At 71.7% G+C, this 16,309-nt stretch carries 12 protein-coding genes; 5 read left to right on the top strand and 7 right to left on the bottom strand.

The annotated features are described in order from the left end of the window. The 5 genes from mmsA to ABD236_RS08340 all read right to left on the bottom strand — a co-directional run bounded on the left by mmsA (window position 1) and on the right by ABD236_RS08340 (window position 6,007). A complete protein-coding gene (gene mmsA / locus ABD236_RS08360; RefSeq protein ID WP_344072261.1) occupies window positions 1-1,536 on the bottom strand; it encodes a multiple monosaccharide ABC transporter ATP-binding protein in 1,536 nt (511 codons plus the stop codon). A 32-nt stretch (window positions 1,537-1,568) separates the two neighbouring features. Then, entirely contained in the window at window positions 1,569-2,690 is a 1,122-nt protein-coding gene (gene chvE, locus ABD236_RS08355; protein WP_425543840.1) for a multiple monosaccharide ABC transporter substrate-binding protein, read from the bottom strand. 5 nt (window positions 2,691-2,695) lie between these two features. Continuing rightward, window positions 2,696-3,685: a hypothetical protein gene (locus ABD236_RS08350; protein ID WP_344071871.1), complete on the bottom strand. Its 990-nt coding sequence runs from the start codon at window positions 3,683-3,685 to the stop codon at window positions 2,696-2,698. 106 nt (window positions 3,686-3,791) lie between these two features. Further along, entirely contained in the window at window positions 3,792-4,844 is a 1,053-nt protein-coding gene (locus ABD236_RS08345; protein WP_344071868.1) for a zinc-dependent alcohol dehydrogenase, read from the bottom strand. After that, complete coding sequence (locus ABD236_RS08340; protein WP_344071866.1) at window positions 4,841-6,007, bottom strand: mandelate racemase/muconate lactonizing enzyme family protein; 1,167 nt, start codon at window positions 6,005-6,007, stop codon at window positions 4,841-4,843. Before ABD236_RS08340 ends, ABD236_RS08345 begins: the two co-directional genes overlap by 4 nt. Window positions 6,008-6,274: 267 nt before the next feature. Here ABD236_RS08340 and ABD236_RS08335 point away from each other — a divergent pair, with 267 nt between their 5' ends. The 4 genes from ABD236_RS08335 to ABD236_RS08320 all read left to right on the top strand — a co-directional run bounded on the left by ABD236_RS08335 (window position 6,275) and on the right by ABD236_RS08320 (window position 13,268). Beyond that, window positions 6,275-8,869 carry an alpha-L-arabinofuranosidase C-terminal domain-containing protein gene (locus tag ABD236_RS08335; protein ID WP_344071864.1) on the top strand — a complete coding sequence of 865 codons (2,595 nt, stop codon included), beginning with the start codon at window positions 6,275-6,277 and terminating at the stop codon, window positions 8,867-8,869. Between the two features lie 111 nt (window positions 8,870-8,980). Then, entirely contained in the window at window positions 8,981-9,889 is a 909-nt protein-coding gene (locus tag ABD236_RS08330; protein WP_344071862.1) for a DUF4232 domain-containing protein, read from the top strand. A gap of 152 nt (window positions 9,890-10,041) precedes the next feature. Then, window positions 10,042-11,799 carry an NlpC/P60 family protein gene (locus tag ABD236_RS08325; protein ID WP_344071860.1) on the top strand — a complete coding sequence of 586 codons (1,758 nt, stop codon included), beginning with the start codon at window positions 10,042-10,044 and terminating at the stop codon, window positions 11,797-11,799. 353 nt (window positions 11,800-12,152) lie between these two features. Next, window positions 12,153-13,268 (top strand): enolase C-terminal domain-like protein, encoded by a 1,116-nt coding sequence (locus tag ABD236_RS08320; RefSeq protein ID WP_344071858.1) that lies wholly within the window; start codon window positions 12,153-12,155, stop codon window positions 13,266-13,268. 71 nt (window positions 13,269-13,339) lie between these two features. Here ABD236_RS08320 and ABD236_RS08315 read toward each other — a convergent pair whose 3' ends face one another. Beyond that, window positions 13,340-13,939, bottom strand: coding sequence for a cupin domain-containing protein (locus tag ABD236_RS08315; RefSeq protein ID WP_190089390.1), 600 nt, complete (start codon window positions 13,937-13,939; stop codon window positions 13,340-13,342). 261 nt (window positions 13,940-14,200) lie between these two features. On the opposite strand from ABD236_RS08315, the gene ABD236_RS08310 reads away from it, so the two are divergent. Then, window positions 14,201-14,629, top strand: a complete 429-nt coding sequence (locus ABD236_RS08310) for a nuclear transport factor 2 family protein (protein ID WP_344071853.1) — start codon at window positions 14,201-14,203, stop codon at window positions 14,627-14,629. Window positions 14,630-14,817: 188 nt separating this feature from the next. Here ABD236_RS08310 and ABD236_RS08305 read toward each other — a convergent pair whose 3' ends face one another. Next, window positions 14,818-15,969 carry an MFS transporter gene (locus ABD236_RS08305; protein ID WP_344072259.1) on the bottom strand — a complete coding sequence of 384 codons (1,152 nt, stop codon included), beginning with the start codon at window positions 15,967-15,969 and terminating at the stop codon, window positions 14,818-14,820. Between the last annotated feature and the right edge of the window lie 340 nt (window positions 15,970-16,309).

Below are 16,309 nucleotides of genomic sequence, written 5' to 3'. Positions count from 1 at the left end.
CTACCTCTTGTTCGTGGTCATGTCGTGCGTGGTCATGAGGCGCATCAGCACTTCCTGGGTGGCGTCCGCGCGGGCGGTCTCGCCGGTGAGCCGGCCGGCCGCCATGGTGTAGACGCGGTCGCACATGCCGAGCAGTTCGGGCAGTTCGGAGGAGATGAGGACGACGGCCTTGCCCTGGGCGGCGAGCCGGTCGACGACGGTGTAGATCTCGTACTTGGCGCCCACGTCGATGCCACGGGTGGGCTCGTCGAGGATCAGCACATCGGGCCCCGCGAAGATCCACTTGCTCAGGACGACCTTCTGCTGGTTGCCGCCCGAAAGGCGCCCGACCGGCTCGAAGACGGTCGGCGCCTTGATGCCCATGGAGGTGCGGTACGACTCGGCGACCCGCCGCTCCTCGTGCTCGTCGACGATGCCGCGCCGGGACACCTTGTCCAGCGCGCTCAGAACGATGTTGCGGCTGATGCTGTCGATCAGGTTGAGGCCGTAGTGCTTGCGGTCCTCGGTGACGTACGCGATACCGTGCCCGACCGCCTCGGGGACGGTCCTGGTACGGATGCGATGGCCGTCCTTCCACACCGTGCCGCTGATGGCCCGGCCGTAGGAGCGGCCGAAGACGCTCATGGCCAGTTCGGTGCGGCCGGCTCCCATCAGTCCGGCGATGCCCACGATCTCGCCCCGCCGCACATGCAGCGTGACGTCGTCGACGACCTTGCGCTGCTGGTCGATGGGGTGGTGCACGGTCCAGTCCCGGACCTCCAGAGCGGGGTGGGCGCCCGGGTCGCCCGTGTACGGGGTGCGGGGCGGGAAGCGGTGGTCGAGGTCGCGGCCCACCATGGCGCGGATGATGCGCTCCTCGGTGGTGTCCGGGGACTTCACGTCGAGGGTCTCGATGGTCCTGCCGTCCCTGAGGACGGTGACCGAGTCGGCGACCGCCGCGATCTCGTTGAGCTTGTGCGAGATGACGATGGAGGCGATGCCCTGGGCCTTCAGCTCCAGGACGAGGTCGAGCAGATGGGCGCTGTCCTCGTCGTTGAGGGCGGCGGTCGGCTCGTCCAGGATCAGCAGCCGGACCTCCTTGGAGAGCGCCTTGGCGATCTCCACGAGCTGCTGCTTGCCGACGCCGATGTCCGCCACCCTGGTCTGCGGATGCTCGCGCAGCCCCACCCTCCTCATCAGCCGCGCCGCGTGTTTCAGCGTCTCGCCCCAGCTGACGATGCCCCGGGTGGCGTGCTCGTTGCCGAGGAAGATGTTCTCGGCGATGGAGAGGTAGGGGACGAGCGCCAGCTCCTGGTGGATGATGACGATGCCGCGCGCCTCGCTGGCCCGCATGTCCTTGAAGGCGCAGGGCTCGCCCCTGAAGAGGATCTCGCCCTCGTAACTGCCGTGCGGGTGGACGCCGCTGAGGACCTTCATCAGGGTGGACTTGCCCGCGCCGTTCTCGCCGCAGATGGCGTGCACCTCACCGTCGGCGACGGTGAGGGAGACGTCGGAGAGCGCGCGGACGCCGGGAAACGTCTTGACGATGGAGCGCATCTCCAGGACGGGCGCCCCCGTGTCCGGGGTGCTCACTTCAGGTCACTCGCCTTGATGTAGCCCGAGTCCACCAGGACGGCCCGGTAGTTGGACTTGTCGACGCTGACCGGGTTGAGCAGGAAGGCCGGGACGACCTTCTTCTCGTTGTCGTACGTCTTGGTGTCGTTGACCTGGGGCGTCTTGCCGGTGAGCACCGCGTCGGCCATCTGCACGGCCTGCTTGGCCAGTGCGCGGGTGTCCTTGTAGACGGTCTGGGCCTGGTTGCCCGCGATGATGGACTTCACCGACGCCACCTCGGCGTCCTGTCCGGTGACGACCGGGTACGGCTTGGCCGCGGTGCCGTAGCCGCCGGAGCGCAGGGCGGACAGGATGCCGATCGAGATCCCGTCGTACGGCGAGAGGACGGCGTCCACGTGCTGGGTGGAGTACGCCTTGGTCAGCAGGTCGTCCATGCGCTTCTGGGCGGTGGCGCCGTCCCAGCGCAGCGTGGTCACCTGGTTGAGCCGGGTCTGGCCGCTGCGCACGACGAGCTGCTTCTTGTCGATGTAGGGCTGGAGGGTCTTGAGGGCGCCCTGGAAGAAGTAGCGGGTGTTGTTGTCGTCGGGCGATCCGGCGAACAGCTCGATGTTGAAGGGGCCTTCCTTGCCGCCGCCCTGCTGGGGGTTCTTCAGGCCGAGCTTCTCGACGATGTACGTCGCCTGGAGCACGCCCACCTTCTCGTTGTCGAACGAGGCGTAGTAGTCGACGTTCGGCGAGCCGAGGATCAGACGGTCGTAGGAGATGACCTTGATGTGCTGGTCGGCTGCCTGCTTGAGGACGTCGCCGAGGGCGCGTCCGTCGATCGCGGCGATCACCAGGGCGTCCACACCCTTGGTGATCATGTTCTCGATCTGGGCGACCTGCTGGTCGACGCTGTCCTCGCCGTACTGGAGGTCGGTCTTGTAGCCCAGCGCCCGGAACTGCTCGGCCATGTTGTTACCGTCGGCGATCCAGCGCTCCGACGACTTGGTCGGCATGGCGATGCCGATCGTGGCTCCCTTGCCGCCCTTGGGCGTCGCCTTGCCGCCGCCCTCGCTGTCCTGTCCGCAGGCGGTCAGGGCGAGGGCGAGGGATCCGGCGACGAGGGCGAGTGCGGCTGGTCGGGTGCGGCGCATGGTCATCAGTCCTTCGGGTTCGCGGGGAAGCGGTGCAGGGGGCCGGGGCGGCGGGAGCCGAGCGGGGACATACCGCCCTCGGCGCCGAGGCGGGCGAGCAGGTCGAGGACGAGCCGTCCCCGGCGCACCCGCTCGCGGGCGGTGTCCAGGGCGGTGTCGCGCAGCTGGGCGCCGTAGGGGTAGATGCCGGGCGCCCTGGAGAGGCCGAACTTGAGGTAGAGCGGGGCGGCGCGGCGGATCAGCTCGGCGGCCTCGTACATCCGCACATAGCCGCCGAGGTCGTCCGGAGCCTCGATGTAGAGGTCGAGGGGGACCCGGGAGACCCGCCGTATTTCGGTGAAGTGAGCGGCCGTCAGATCGGAGGGTACGTTGACCGAGTCGGCGCCCAGCTGCTCGTACACGGCCACCGAGGCCGGGTTGACCGGGCCGATCAGTGCGGAGACCTTGAGGGTGGTGTCGGCCGGCAGCAGCCCCCGCTCGCGCATCCGGTGCAGGCTCCACAGCACGCCCTCGTCCCCGACGAGAAGACAGCGCACCCCCAAGGCGGCCGCCCGCAGGGCGTCCTCGACGCATCCGGCGAGCGCGTCATGGCCCCGGGCGCGCAGGCCCGCGCCGCCCGAGTCGGTACGGGCGGAGGCGCCGGTGTCCCAGGTGCCGCGCGGCCCGGTGAACAGGCAGAGCTCGATGTCGCGCTCGGCGCAGCCCTCCACCATCTCGGTGATCTCGGCGTCGGAGAGCATCCACACACCGCTGCCCTGGCTGACGCGGTGGACCGGCAGACCGAGGCGGGACGACTCCTTGAGGACGACGGCGAGCGCCTCCGGCCCCTCGACGGAGGGGATCTCGGTGCGCCAGGTGCCACCGTCGGGGAAGGTGTGCGGGGAGGAGTCGGCGGGGTTGTCGCGGGGGGCGGCGAGGCCGAGGCTGGCCAGGGCGGGTTCGCCGGGGCGGCGGGGGCCCTCGGGGCCCGGGGCGGGGGCTGGTGCGTCGGTCACAGGCGGGTTCCTTGTACGGGAGAGGTACGGGAGAGTCGAGTTCGTTCGATATCTCGAACGAGGTTCGGGTCATGGGGAGTGCGAAAGGCGCTGCGGCCGCCCGGCTTCAGGGGCGCAGCAGCACCTTTCCGGTCTTCGGGTCACCGCCTCCGACCAGTGCGAGAGCGTCGGTGTACCGCTCCAGCGGGAGCTCGTGGGTGATCAGCTGCGCGGGGTCGATGAGGCCCGTGCCATAGGCCCGTACAGCGAGCGACCAGGCGGCGGACGGGGCGCCGAACACGCTCCGCACGGTGAGCTGGCTCACCGAGAGGTGCACCGGGTCGATGCCCACCGCGCCCCGGGCGAACATCCCCGTGAGGACGACCCGGCCGCCGCGCCGGGCCAGCAGACAGGCGTCGGCGGCGGTGGTGCGGGCCCCGGCCGTCTCCACGACGAGGTCGTAGTAGCCGTGCGCCTCGGGGGAGTCGGCGGGAGTGCGGGCCTCGGTCGCGCCCATCCGGCAGGCCAGCTCGGCCCGTTCGCGCCGGGGGTCGATCACCGTCAGCTCCGCCGGCGAGTACGCGGTCAGGAACTGGACCGCGAGCAGCCCGAGCGTTCCCGCGCCGACCACCGCGATCCGCTCGCCCGCCTCCGGTGCGCCGGCCCTCACGGCGGCGGCGACCACGGCGGCGGGCTCGAGCAGGGCCGCGCCGCGCGGGTCCGCGTCGTCGGGCAGCAGATGCAGCAGCCCGGCGGGCACCACCAGGTGGTCGGCGAAGGCGCCGGGGTGGGTGAAGCCGGTCTCGGCGTACGCGGCGCTGCACAGGGAGGTGTCCCCGGCCCGGCACCGCTCGCAGGTCCCGCAGCGGCGGAAGCCCTCGGCGACCGCCTTGCGTCCCACGAGCGCGGGGTCGGTGCCCGGCCCGGCCGCGACGACGGTCCCGGACCACTCATGGCCGGGGGTGACGGGGTAGCGGACATAGCCCGGGGCGCGGCGGCCCTCGTACACCTCGCGGTCGCTCATACAGACCCCGGCGGCGGCGACCTCGACGAGCACCTCGCCGGGGCCGGGCTCCGGGACCGGCCCGGTGACCAGGCGGTGGGTGCCGGGCGCGTTGACGACGATCGCGCGGCTGCCCGCCGGGGCGCCGCCGGCGGCCCCGGCCGCGCGGCCGGTCATCCGGCCGCCCCCGAGCTCTTGGGGGCACGCTTCTCCCAGCCGTCCGCCCAGAGGTCGAAGCGGGCCTGCTGCTGGGGGAACTCGGCGGCCGCGTCCACATCGAGCTCGACGCCCAGACCCGGGGCCTGGGGGAGGGCGAAGTAGCCGTCCACGACCTGGGGGGCGCCCTTGACGACCTTCTTGATCTCGGCGTCCGCGAAGTCGTTGAAGTGTTCGAGGATCTTGAAGTTCGGTGTGCAGCCCGCCACTTGGAGGCTGGCGGCGGTGAGCACCGGGCCGCCCACGTTGTGCGGCGCCACCAGCATGTAGTGCGTCTCGGCGGTGGCGGCGAGCTTGCGGGTCTCCAGGATGCCGCCGATGTGGCCCACATCGGGCTGGATGATGTCGGCGGCCTGCGACTCGAAGAGCTCCCTGAATTCGATGCGGTCATGGATGCGTTCGCCCGTCGCGACCGGGATGTCGACCTTGGCGGCGACCTTCTCCAGCGCCTTGAGGTTCTCCGGCGGCACCGGCTCCTCCAGCCAGGCGGGCTCGAAGGGCGCGAGGTCGCGGGCCAGGCGCACGGCCGTGGAGGGGGAGAACCGCCCGTGCATCTCCAGCATCAGCTCGGTCCCGGGGCCGATCGCGTCCCGTACCGCCTCGATCAGCGACACGGCGTAGCGGGTCTGCTGGTGGTCGAGCTCGTAGTGGCCGGTGCCGAACGGGTCGATCTTCAGCGCCCGGTAGCCCCGATCGACCACCGCCCTGGCCGCCTTGTGGTAGGCCTCCGGCGTCCTTTCGGTGGTGTACCAGCCGTTGGCGTAGGCCTTGACGCGGTCCGTCACCTTGCCGCCGAGCAGTTGCCAGACGGGGACGCCGAGCGCCTTGCCCTTGATGTCCCAGCACGCCATCTCCACGACCGCGATGCCGGACATCACGATCTCGCCGGCGCGCCCGTAGTCGCCGTACTTCATCCGGCGCACGAGGTCCTCGACCGCGAACGGGTCCGATCCCGCGATGTGGTTGGTCTCGGCCTCGCGCAGATAGCCGAGGAGTGCGTCGGTGTGGCCGAGCATCCGGGTCTCGCCGACGCCGGTGAGGCCCTCGTCGGTGTGGACCTGGACATAGGTGAGGTTGCGCCAGGGCGTCCCGACGACATGTGTGCTGATTCCCGTGATTCGCAAGGCGGTTGCTCCCGAGGACGCAGGCTGGACCGTTCGATATTTCGTCACACGTTCGAAATGTTGGCGTGACGGTAATGACCTGCGGTCGCGGGTGTCAATGGGTCGTACGGGAACCGTTTCCGGAGGCGGTGGCGGACAACGCCTGTGCCATGGCCCGGGTGTTGACGTACGGGCGGGAGAAGCGGAATGCTCCGGCGACGTAACAGCGACGAAATGCAGAACACTGTCCGAAATCTCGAACCCTCCTGGAGAGATGAGGAGTTCAGCATGACCCCACGCACCCCCCACGGACCGGCGGAGCAGCCCGAACCCGGGCCCAGCCGCAGAGCGGTCGTCAGCGCGCTCGGCGCCGTACCCCTCGCCGGAGCCATCGGCCCCGCGCTCGCGGCCTCCCCGGCGCGGGCGGCAGCGGCGCTCCCCGCGCCCGTCGCCCACTGGGCCTTCGACGAGACGGCCGGATCCACCGCCGCCGACAGCGCCGGCGGCCCCGCCCTGACCCTCGCCGGGGGTGCGCGCTGGGGCGCGGCCAAGTCGGGCGCGTCGAGCCTCGACGTCTCGGCGGGCGGCAGCGCCACCGCCCGGGGGCCCGTCGTGGACACCACCAGGAGCTTCAGCGTCTCCGCCTGGGTCCGGCTCACCGCCACCCACGGGTACCAGACCTTCGTCTCCGTCGACGGCGCCCAGGTCAGCGGCTTCTTCCTGCAACTGCGCGACGACACGGGCGCGTTCGCCTTCACCCGGCTGCCCTCCGACGCCGCCTCCGCGAACGGCGCCGCCGCCGTGGCCGGCGCGTCCTTCGCTCCCGTGACCGGGGTCTGGTACCACCTCCTCGGAGTCGACGACAGCGCGGCCGGAGTGGTCCGGCTCTATGTGAACGGGGTCCTGGAGGGCGAGGTCCCGTATCCCGGCGGCTGGCGCGCCACCGGTGCCACCGCCGTCGGGCGCGGCTTCTTCGGTGGCGCCGAGGTCGACCAGGCACACGCCCTCATCGACGACGTCCAGGTCTTCGACACCGCTCTCACCGCCGCCCAGGCGGCAGCCCTCGCAGGAGTGCCCGTGGACTCCACCCTTCCGCTGCTGACCGTCGACACCACCCGGCTCGGCCCCGTGGTCAGCCCGCAGCTCGGGGGCATCTTCTTCGAGGACATCAACCACAGCGGCGAGGGCGGCCTGTACGCCGAACTCGTCAACAACCGCAGCTTCATGGCCGCGGCCACCCCCCTGCACTGGTCCACGGTGGGCGGGGCGACCTTCGCGGTGGACACCGCCCAGCCACTCAACCAGGCCCTCACCCAGTCGCTGCGCGTCACCGCGGCCGCGGCCGGGGACGGCGTCGCCAACGAGGGCTTCTGGGGCATCCCGGTGCGCCCCTCCACCACCTACCGCGCCTCCCTCCACGTCAAGTCCCCGTCGCTCACCGGCCGGTTGACCGTCGCGATCGTGGGCACGGACGGTACGGTCCACGCCACCGCGACCACCGGAGCGCTCACCGGTTCATGGCGCGAGCACGAGCTGACCCTGCGCACCGGACCCGGCGCCCCCACCACCCTCAACGCCCGGCTGGTCGTCACCGCCCCGGCCGCCGGCACGCTCTGGCTGAGCCAGCTCTCCCTCTTCCCGCCGACCTACAAGGGCAGGCGCAACGGCCTGCGGGTGGACCTGATGGAGAAGCTCGCCGCGCTGCGACCGGCGTTCCTGCGCTTCCCCGGCGGCAACTACCTCGAAGGCAACGTCATCGCCGACCGGTTCGACTGGAAGAAGACCATCGGCCCGGTCGAGCAGCGGCCCGGACACCGCAACTCCGCCTGGGGATACTGGTCCACCGACGGCCTCGGCCTGCCGGAATACCTCCAGATGACCGAGGACCTGGGCTGTGTGCCGCTGCTGTGCGTGTACGCCGGGTACTCGCTCCAAGGTGCCCATGTCACCGGTGACGCCCTGAAGCCCTTCGTGCAGGACGCCCTCGACCAGATCGAGTACATCACCGGTCCCGCCACCTCCACCTGGGGCGCCCGGCGCGCCGCCGACGGGCACCCGGCGCCCTTCCCGCTCACCCATGTGGAGATCGGCAACGAGGACTGGTTCGACCGGTCCGGCTCGTACGAGGAGCGCTACGCCGCCTTCCACGACGCCATCAAGGCCCGCTACCCCGCCCTGAAGCTGATCGCCACGACACCCGTGACCTCCCGCCCCTACGACCTGATCGACGAGCACTACTACCAGTCGCCCTCAGCCTTCCAGGCGGGCTCCCACAAATACGACGGCCGGGACCGGAGCGGTCCCAAGGTGTTCGTCGGGGAGTGGGCCGCGCAGGAGGGCCGCCCCACCCCCGACCTCGACGCGGCCCTTGGCGACGCCTCCTGGCTGGCCGGGCTGATCCGCAACTCCGACCAGGTCCTGATGGAGTGCTACGCGCCGCTGTTCAGCCACGTCAACGACAACACCTGGGCCACCAACCTCATCGCCTACTCCGGTCTGGCCAGCTACAACTCGCCCAGCTACTACGCCCAGCAGATGCTGCGCACCCACCGGGGCACGGTGGTGCTGCCCACCGAGGTGCGCGCGCTGCCCGGCCTCAACGTCGTCACCACCCACGACCCGGCCGCCCGCCGGATCTACGTCGCGGCGGTCAACACGAGCGGCACGGCCCGCCGGACGGCCGTCTCGCTCAAGGGGGTCGCCCGCACGGCGCCGTACGGTACCGTCACGGTCCTCGCGGCCGCGGACCGCAAGGCCACCAACACCCTGGCAAACCCGGACGCGGTGGTGCCGCACAGCCGGTCCGTCAGTGGTATCAGCCCCACCTTCACGGCGACGTTCGCGCCGTACTCGGTCACGGTTCTGGAGGTGCGGACGATCTGAACAAGGGGGCGGCGCGGTCGCACGCCGGGAGATGACGCTGTATCAGGAGTGTGACAAAGCGTGTGACCCATCCCCTTGCCCGGCAGGTCGGTCCACTGATCAGCTGGGCGCATGCGTCCCGCCGCCCTCCTCGCCGTCTGCGCCCTCGCCGTGAGTCTTCTCGTCGCCGGGTGCGGCACGGAGGAGGCACCCTCCGTCGGCCGCGCCGCGGACGGTTCGCCCACGTGCCGCTCGCGCCCGTCCACGGCCGAGCCCACCGACATCAAGCGGGACGGTGTGAGGATCCTGCCGCCCGGCTGCGACACGGCATCCGGTGCGCCGATCGACTTCGAGGTCACCAACTCGCGGACCGAGCCGCTCACATACACCGTCACCTTCGAGATCCGCGACAGCGCGGGAGCAGTCGTCTCCAGCCCGCGCCGGACGGTGGCGGCCGTGGCCCCGGGGCGGACCGTCCGCGACACCGTCCAGCCGGGTGAGGTTCTCGGCGCGGGGGCGGCCCTGCGGGTACGTATCGCCAAGGTGCGGGCGGTTCCGGCCGGCGAGGACACTGCGGACTCGGCGACGTGCCCGCCCTCCGGCATGCGCGTCACCACCGACCGGGGTGACGCCGCCATGGGGCTGCGTGCTGTGGGGCTGCACCTGGCCAACTGCGGGACCGCGGCCGTCCGGCTCCACGGCTATCCCCGCCTCCAGGTGCTCGACGAGGAGCTGCGGCCGGTCACCGGCGTACGGATCCTCGACGGGACCGGTGCGATCTCCACGGCGGGCGGCCCGGACACCCCGCCTCGGCCCGTGACCCTGCGGCCGGGAGAGACGGCGTCCGCGTCCCTGATGTGGCGCAACACCACCGAGTCCGGCGAGCCCGTGAACGCCCCCTACCTCCGGGTGACCCCGAAGCCCGGCTCGCCCCCCGCCGTCGTCACCCCGGAACTCGACCTCGGGACCACCGGCAGGCTCGGCGTCGGCCCGTGGGTGAAGGACAAGGACAGGGCCCCCGGCAGCGGCGAGCGGCCCTGACGGCCCGAGGCGCCGCCCGACTGCTGGAGGAATATCCGGATTGCCCGCCCACATCACGTTCGGGCAGGGGCGCAAAGCGGCGAGTCGCTCACATCGGACGCACAGGGGACCCGGTGTCACCTGTCAGCCACCCCTGACTCATGATGGCGCGCATGTCCCACACTTCCAGGCGCAGCCTGCTCGGTATCTTCGCGGCCTCCGCCGCCTCCGTTCCGCTCGGCGGTCTGGCCGCCGCTCCGGCCCGCGCCGCCACCACCGCCGTCGCGGGTGCCCCCACCGGGGTGCCCGCCGGTCTCACCTCACCGCGCTCCTCGGTGACCCTGCCGACGCTGGACGCCTCGTACTTCAGCCAGCTGACGCTGAACACCCCGCTCACCGCGACCGTGCTGTCGGGCACCCCGAACCGCACCGAGGTGACCTCCGGCGGCAAGCGCGTCGCCCTGCTGACGCACGGCGCCCGCACCGTCGTCCTGCCCGGCCCGGAGCGCACCTTCACGGAGAACAAGCAGTCCTTCGAGGACCTGTTCAAGCGCACCCTGCCGGACACCACGCTGCCCGTCGCCGACCGCTCGTACTGGGGCAGCTCCCCGGGCGGTGGCAGCTGGTCGACGCTCGGCCCCAACGACACCGACTACTCGGTCGTGCCGAACTCCGGCATCATCAACCTCACCACCGACTTCGCCAGCCGTCACGCGACGCTGCGCGACGGTGAGATCACGGACTTCGACGTGCAGTCCGTGGCGCACTTCGACAAGGTGCCCACCGGCCAGGCCTGCTCCTACGCGCTGTCCTTCGGCTACCAGGACACCAGCAACAACTACCGCGCCCGGCTCTCGTTCCTGACGACCGGCGCGGTCGAGCTGCGCATCGAGAAGGAGGTCGCCGACGCGGTCTCCGCGCTCGGGACCACGTCCGCCGTCACCCTCGCCACCGGTGTGCCCGCGGGCACCGACTGGACGATCCGGGTGCGCCGCGAGGGCACCCGCATCCAGGCCAAGGCCTGGCGCACCCTGTCGAGCGAGCCGGACAGCTGGACCTTCGACGTCACCGACAGCAAGTTCGGCAAGGGCCGGGTGGGTCTGCGCGCGCTGGCCAACGACGGCTGCACCAACCTGCCGGTCAAGCTCGTGGTCAGCAAGTTCAAGGTCACCGAGTCCACCTGGGCGACGCCGCCGAGCGTCACGCACAGCGACTGGGTGCGGGTGCTGCCCGAGCCCTTCGACGGCACCTGGACGCCGGAGCTGGAGAAGACCATCCGCGGCTGGGCCGGCTCCACGGCCCCGGACGTCCTCGCGTACGCGGCCATGTTCCTCGCCGACGCGCCCCAGGTGGTCAGCGGCTCCGGCCCGGCCAAGGACAAGCAGGTCCTCGGCAAGGCGCACTACGGCTACCTCGACCCGCAGGGGTACCTCTACGAGGGCGCCGACTTCCACGAGTACATGGGCATCGGCTGGACCTTCCCCGACGGCTACACCGGCCCGTCGAGCCAGCAGGTCGGCAACCTCGACTGCTCCGGCTACACGCGCATGGTGTACGGCTACCACATGGGTGTGCCGATGGCGAAGGCCACCGACACCTCCCACACCCGGCTGCCGCGCAAGTCCCGCGACATGGTCGACTACGCGCCCGGTGCGCGCATCGACCGGACCGATGGCACCAACCCGCCCGCCGCCGCGCTGCTCCAGCCCGGTGACCTGCTGTTCTTCAACGCGGACTCCAGCGACGACCACCCGACCGTCACCGTGGACCACGTCGGTATCTACCTGGGCAAGGACGCGGCCGGACAGCGCCGCTTCCTGTCCAGCCGCAAGACGAACAACGGTCCCACCATGGCGGACATAGGCGGCGCCTCGCTGCTGGACGGCACGGGCACCTACGCCACGAAGCTGCACACCGTCCACCGCGTCTGACGGCGCCGGGCCCGGGCCGTGCCCCGCACGGCCCGGGCCTCGTCACCGGACCGGTGAGCCGGGTCAGTACGGGAGCGGGCGTCCACTGGGCGTACGCAGGTCCAGGGGCGGCCGCGGGGCCGGGGGCTTCGGCTTCCTGATGACTGTCTGTCGCATCACGCTCACCACCTGAACCGGACCGCATCCTCGGCCCCTCGCGTTCACCCCCGTTCCGCAGAGGCGAATACCCGCAATCCCCGAGCGCAGTCATCCGTACCCACGGGTGGCGAGGGGAATGACCCACCGTCGCCGGGGCACCCGGTGGGGACCGCAGGGGCTCTGCGGGAGCGGCGGGCGGAAGGCGGTGGACGACCGTGGAGCAGCAGCACGGCCCGTGGGTGGACGGTGTCGAGACGGCTGTCTACACCGTGCCCACCGACCTTCCCGAGGCCGACGGCACCCTGGCGTGGAACTCCACGACCCTGGTGCTGGTCCGGGCGCGCTCCGGAGACACCACCGGCCTCGGCTACACCTACGGCGCGGCTCAGACCGCCGCCGTGGTGGACGGCCTGCTGGCCGACGCGGTCACCGGGCGACCCGTCTGGGACATCCCGGCCGCCAATGACGCCATGAACCGGGCCGTACGCAACGCCGGCCGCCCCGGGCTGATCGCCGGGGCGGTCTCCGCCGTCGACATCGCCCTGTGGGACCTCAAGGCGCGCCTGCTCGGACTGCCGCTGGTCCGTCTGCTGGGCGCCGCCCGCACGGAGCTGCCCGTCTACGGCAGCGGCGGCTTCACCACGTACGACGAGGACACCCAGGACCGTCAGCTGCGCGGCTGGGTGGAGGAGCAGGGCATTCCGCGCGTCAAGATCAAGATCGGTGAGTCGTGGGGGCGCGCGGAGGAACGCGACCTGGCGCGCGTGGCGCGGGCCCGCGCCTGCATCGGCGACGGCGCGGAGTTGTACGTGGACGCCAACGGCGGATACACCGCCAAGCAGGCCGTGCGGGTGGCCGAGCGGCTGCACGCGCAGGGCGTGACCTGGTTCGAGGAGCCCGTCTCCTCCGACGACCTGCCGGGCCTCGCCCTGGTCAGGGCGGCCGTCCCGCTGGATGTCACCGCCGGTGAATACGGCTATACGCTCGCCTACTTCGACCATATGCTGCGGGCGGGCGCCGTCGACTGCCTCCAGGTGGATGTGACCCGGTGCGGCGGCATCACCGTGTGGCTGCGCGCGGCGGCCCTCGCGGAGGCCGCGGGGCTCGAGGTCTCCGGACACTGCGCACCCCATGCGCACGCCCATGCGGCGGCGGCCGTACCGAATCTGCGCCACCTGGAATGGTTCCACGACCACGTCCGCATCGAGAGCCTCTTCTTCGAGGGCGCCCTTGCCCCGGACGGCGGGACGATCAGCCCCGGCGAGAGCGGCGCCCCCGGCCTCGGGCTGACCCTGAGGGAGGAGCAGGCGGAGAAGTACCGCGTCGCCTGACGCACGGTCAGGGACGCGATACGGCACGGCGGTTGGCGCCCGATATGCCGGAGGCCGCCTCCGCGACCTGGTCAGGCGGGCTGGTTGGTGACGTAGAAACCGGGGTCGTGGATAGGGGTGATCTCGGCCTTCTCGCCCTCCGCGGCCAGCCACTCCGCACGCAGCCGCGCGGCCTCGTCGTCGGCCTGCGAGGCGGGCACGAGGCGGCCGTCGGGGGTGAGGCGCATCGGTGTGTCACCGGCGGGGCGCCAGTCGAAGCGGGCGGCGATCTTGAAAAGGTCTTCCTGGGTGAGCGGGCCGCCGTTGTCCTTCTCGGCCTGGAGCGCGGTCGGGTGGTAGTCCTCGTAACCGCCCGGCATGTGCAGGGTGAGGAAGTGGCAGCCCTCGCCGGGCGGGGTGGCCCAGGTGTGGCGGGTGCCACTGGTGATGTGGGCCAGGGCGCGCGGGCGCAGCTCCACGACCTCGTCGTCGACCTGGACCAGAAGGGTGCCGGAGACGACGTAGTAGGTCTCCGTCGACTCGGCGTGGGTGTGCAGCGGAGGCCCCGACCAGGCCGGGCCCTGGCGGGTTTCCACCCAGGAGGCCGCTTGGCCGGTCATCTTGCTGGAGAGGACGATCTCGAACCCGCGGCGGCCTTCGGGGCGTTGGCCGGGGAGGACGATGTGCGTCATAAGAGGGCTTCTCTTTCCGCTTGATAATGGCTTGAGTTCTGATCTACCCCACATCAGGCCTGTTCGTCTGCGGGCGCCCGTCCGCAGTCGAACGCGGGCGCACCACCGCCGCGCGCCCGTGCGCCGTCGGCTGGGGCTGCCGTCACCTCCTGGGACTCCGTGCAGGTGGCACGGCTGCCGGTGGGGGAAACTCCCTGCGTGCCGGGCACTCCTGTGGTGAGGTGGGACTCCTGCCCGTCCGGCCTGTCCAGGGAGCCCGCCGTGTCCAGTACGCCCCGTTCACCGCAGGAAATCTTCCAGAGCCTCGTCCACGCGGGCACCTTGACGCGGAACGCCGAGGCTCTTGCCGAACTGTTTACCGAGGACGGCGTGCTGGAGGCGCCGCTCGTACCGGCGGGCGCGGCCTTCCCCCGGCGGATGGAGGGGCGCGAGCAGATCCGGACCGCGATGGCCGCGTACTACGAACGGCAGACGAAGGACGGGGGCGCGCCGAACGCGGAGAAGTCCGGGTACGTGCTGCATCTCACCGACGACCCCGAGGTGTTCATCGTCGAGATCGACGCGGTCTTCGACGGGGACGAGGACGGGGGCGACGGGGACAGGTCCGTCTCGCTGGTCCAGATCTTCCGCATCCGCGACGGCAGAATCGCCCGCCTGCGCGACTACTTCGCTCCGGACCAGGTGAGTTGAGCGGAAGGTTTTCAGGGGCGCGGGGAACTGCGCGAGCAACCGGCCACGGCCCGCAGACGAACGAGGGTTTCCAGGGGCGCGGGGAACTGCGCGAGCAACCGGCCACCGCCCGCAGCCGAAAAGCGTGCCCGGGGGCCTGGGGGCGCAGCCCCCGGGAACGCCTAGTGCGGGAAGGACCCCGCGTCCCTTCACGCGTTCCGCGCCACCGGTCGCAGCCACAGCAGCACCGCCGTGGTGGCCGCCAGCGCCGCCACACACGCGGTGAAGATCAGACCCGAGGTGCGCAGGCCCAGGGTGACGGCCATGATTCCCACGCCCACCACGGGGATCGAGATCGCCACGTACAGCACGACGAAGAGGGCGGAGGTGATCTCCCCCCGCCGCTCCGGCGGGCTGTGTTCGCTCACCTCCGTGACCCCGGCCCTGAACGACAGACCCTGCCCCGCGCCCGCGGTGACCGCCCCCACCACCAGCAGCGGCAGCGAGGCCGCCAGCAGCGCGCCGGCGATCACGGCCATCCCCACCACCAGGACCACACAGCCCCACGGCAGCGCCCGGCGCACCCCGACCCGCCCCATCAGCAGCTGACCGGCCGTCGACGCGGCGAAGACCGTGAAGACCACCGTGCCGGACACCGCCGGCTCGCTCACCCCCACCACCTCGCTCAGAAAGCTCGGCGCCACCGAGGTGAACAGCCCCATGGTGGCGAACCCGGCGAAACCCGCCATCGCCGCCGGGACGAACGCCGGGCGCACCGACGCCGGCACGCGCAGCCGCCGGGGCCGGCGCGACCCGCCCTCGCGGTCCCGTACCGTCGCCGGGATCAGCAGGACGCCGACCACGCCCGCCGCGACGAGCACCAGGTCGACGATGAACACCTGGCGCAGCGGGTCGGGGGCGAACTGCGCCAGCAGGCCCGCCAGCAGCGGGCCGCTGCCCAGGCCGCCCATGTTCGCCGCGGTGGCGACCAGCGTGGCGGAGGCGGCCCAGCGCGGCGGGGCGAGCTCCACCACGGCGGCGGTCGCGGTGCCCGTGAACAGACCGGCGGAGAGCCCCGACAGCACGCGGCCCGCGAACAGCTCCGGCAGCCCCTGCTCGAAGAGGAAGCACACCGCGCTCAGCGCCGACGCCACCAGCCCCGCCAGCAGCACCGGCCGGCGGCCCACGGCGTCCGACAGCTGCCCCAGCAGAAGCAGCGCCACGATGACACCGACGGCGTACACCGCGAAGATCACCGTGACCATGAAGGAGGAGAAGCCCCACTTCTCCTGGTACATGCGGTACAGGGGAGTGGGCAGGGTCGTGCCGCACATCGCGACGGTGAAGGCGTAGGCGGCCATGGCGAACGGCAGGCCGCGCCCGGCGCCGCTGTGGCCGGGGCCGCTGTGGCCGGGGCCGCTGTCGTCCGCTCCGCGTGCGGACCCGTGGTTGCTCACTCGCGACTGCCTATCAGGAAGACCCTGGTGAGAGCCGCGCGCCCCGCGCAACGGCGGTGATGACTCACCGGCTGGGCGAAGGCGGGGGCGCGGCGCCGGTACGGGAGGGCGCACCCGCCCGGGACCGGTGATGGGGCCACGTCGGGGCCGGGGCCTCATGCGTCCGGGGCCCGGGGGCGCCGACGGTGGGAGGGCAATCGATCCCGCGTCGGGCAGTGCCCGGTCTGTGAGTCCCTCATGCTCT

The sequence above is a fragment of the Streptomyces crystallinus genome (genome assembly GCF_039521265.1).
GTDB lineage: Bacteria > Actinomycetota > Actinomycetes > Streptomycetales > Streptomycetaceae > Streptomyces > Streptomyces crystallinus.
Note: the sequence above shows the minus strand (reverse complement) of the source record. Positions and strands in the feature narration are given on the sequence as shown.

Bases quoted from the DNA above. Each gene is read 5' to 3' on its own strand.
- ABD236_RS08345 (WP_344071868.1), bottom strand. From the start codon at position 4,844: ATGACCGGCCGCGCGGCCGGGGCCGCCGGCGGCGCCCCGGCGGGCAGC.
- ABD236_RS08330 (WP_344071862.1), top strand. From the start codon at position 8,981: ATGCGTCCCGCCGCCCTCCTCGCCGTCTGCGCCCTCGCCGTGAGTCTT.
- ABD236_RS08315 (WP_190089390.1), bottom strand. From the start codon at position 13,939: ATGACGCACATCGTCCTCCCCGGCCAACGCCCCGAAGGCCGCCGCGGG.
- chvE (WP_425543840.1), bottom strand. From the start codon at position 2,690: ATGCGCCGCACCCGACCAGCCGCACTCGCCCTCGTCGCCGGATCCCTC.
- mmsA (WP_344072261.1), bottom strand. From the start codon at position 1,536: ATGCGCTCCATCGTCAAGACGTTTCCCGGCGTCCGCGCGCTCTCCGAC.
- ABD236_RS08335 (WP_344071864.1), top strand. From the start codon at position 6,275: ATGACCCCACGCACCCCCCACGGACCGGCGGAGCAGCCCGAACCCGGG.
- ABD236_RS08305 (WP_344072259.1), bottom strand. From the start codon at position 15,969: ATGGCCGCCTACGCCTTCACCGTCGCGATGTGCGGCACGACCCTGCCC.
- ABD236_RS08325 (WP_344071860.1), top strand. From the start codon at position 10,042: ATGTCCCACACTTCCAGGCGCAGCCTGCTCGGTATCTTCGCGGCCTCC.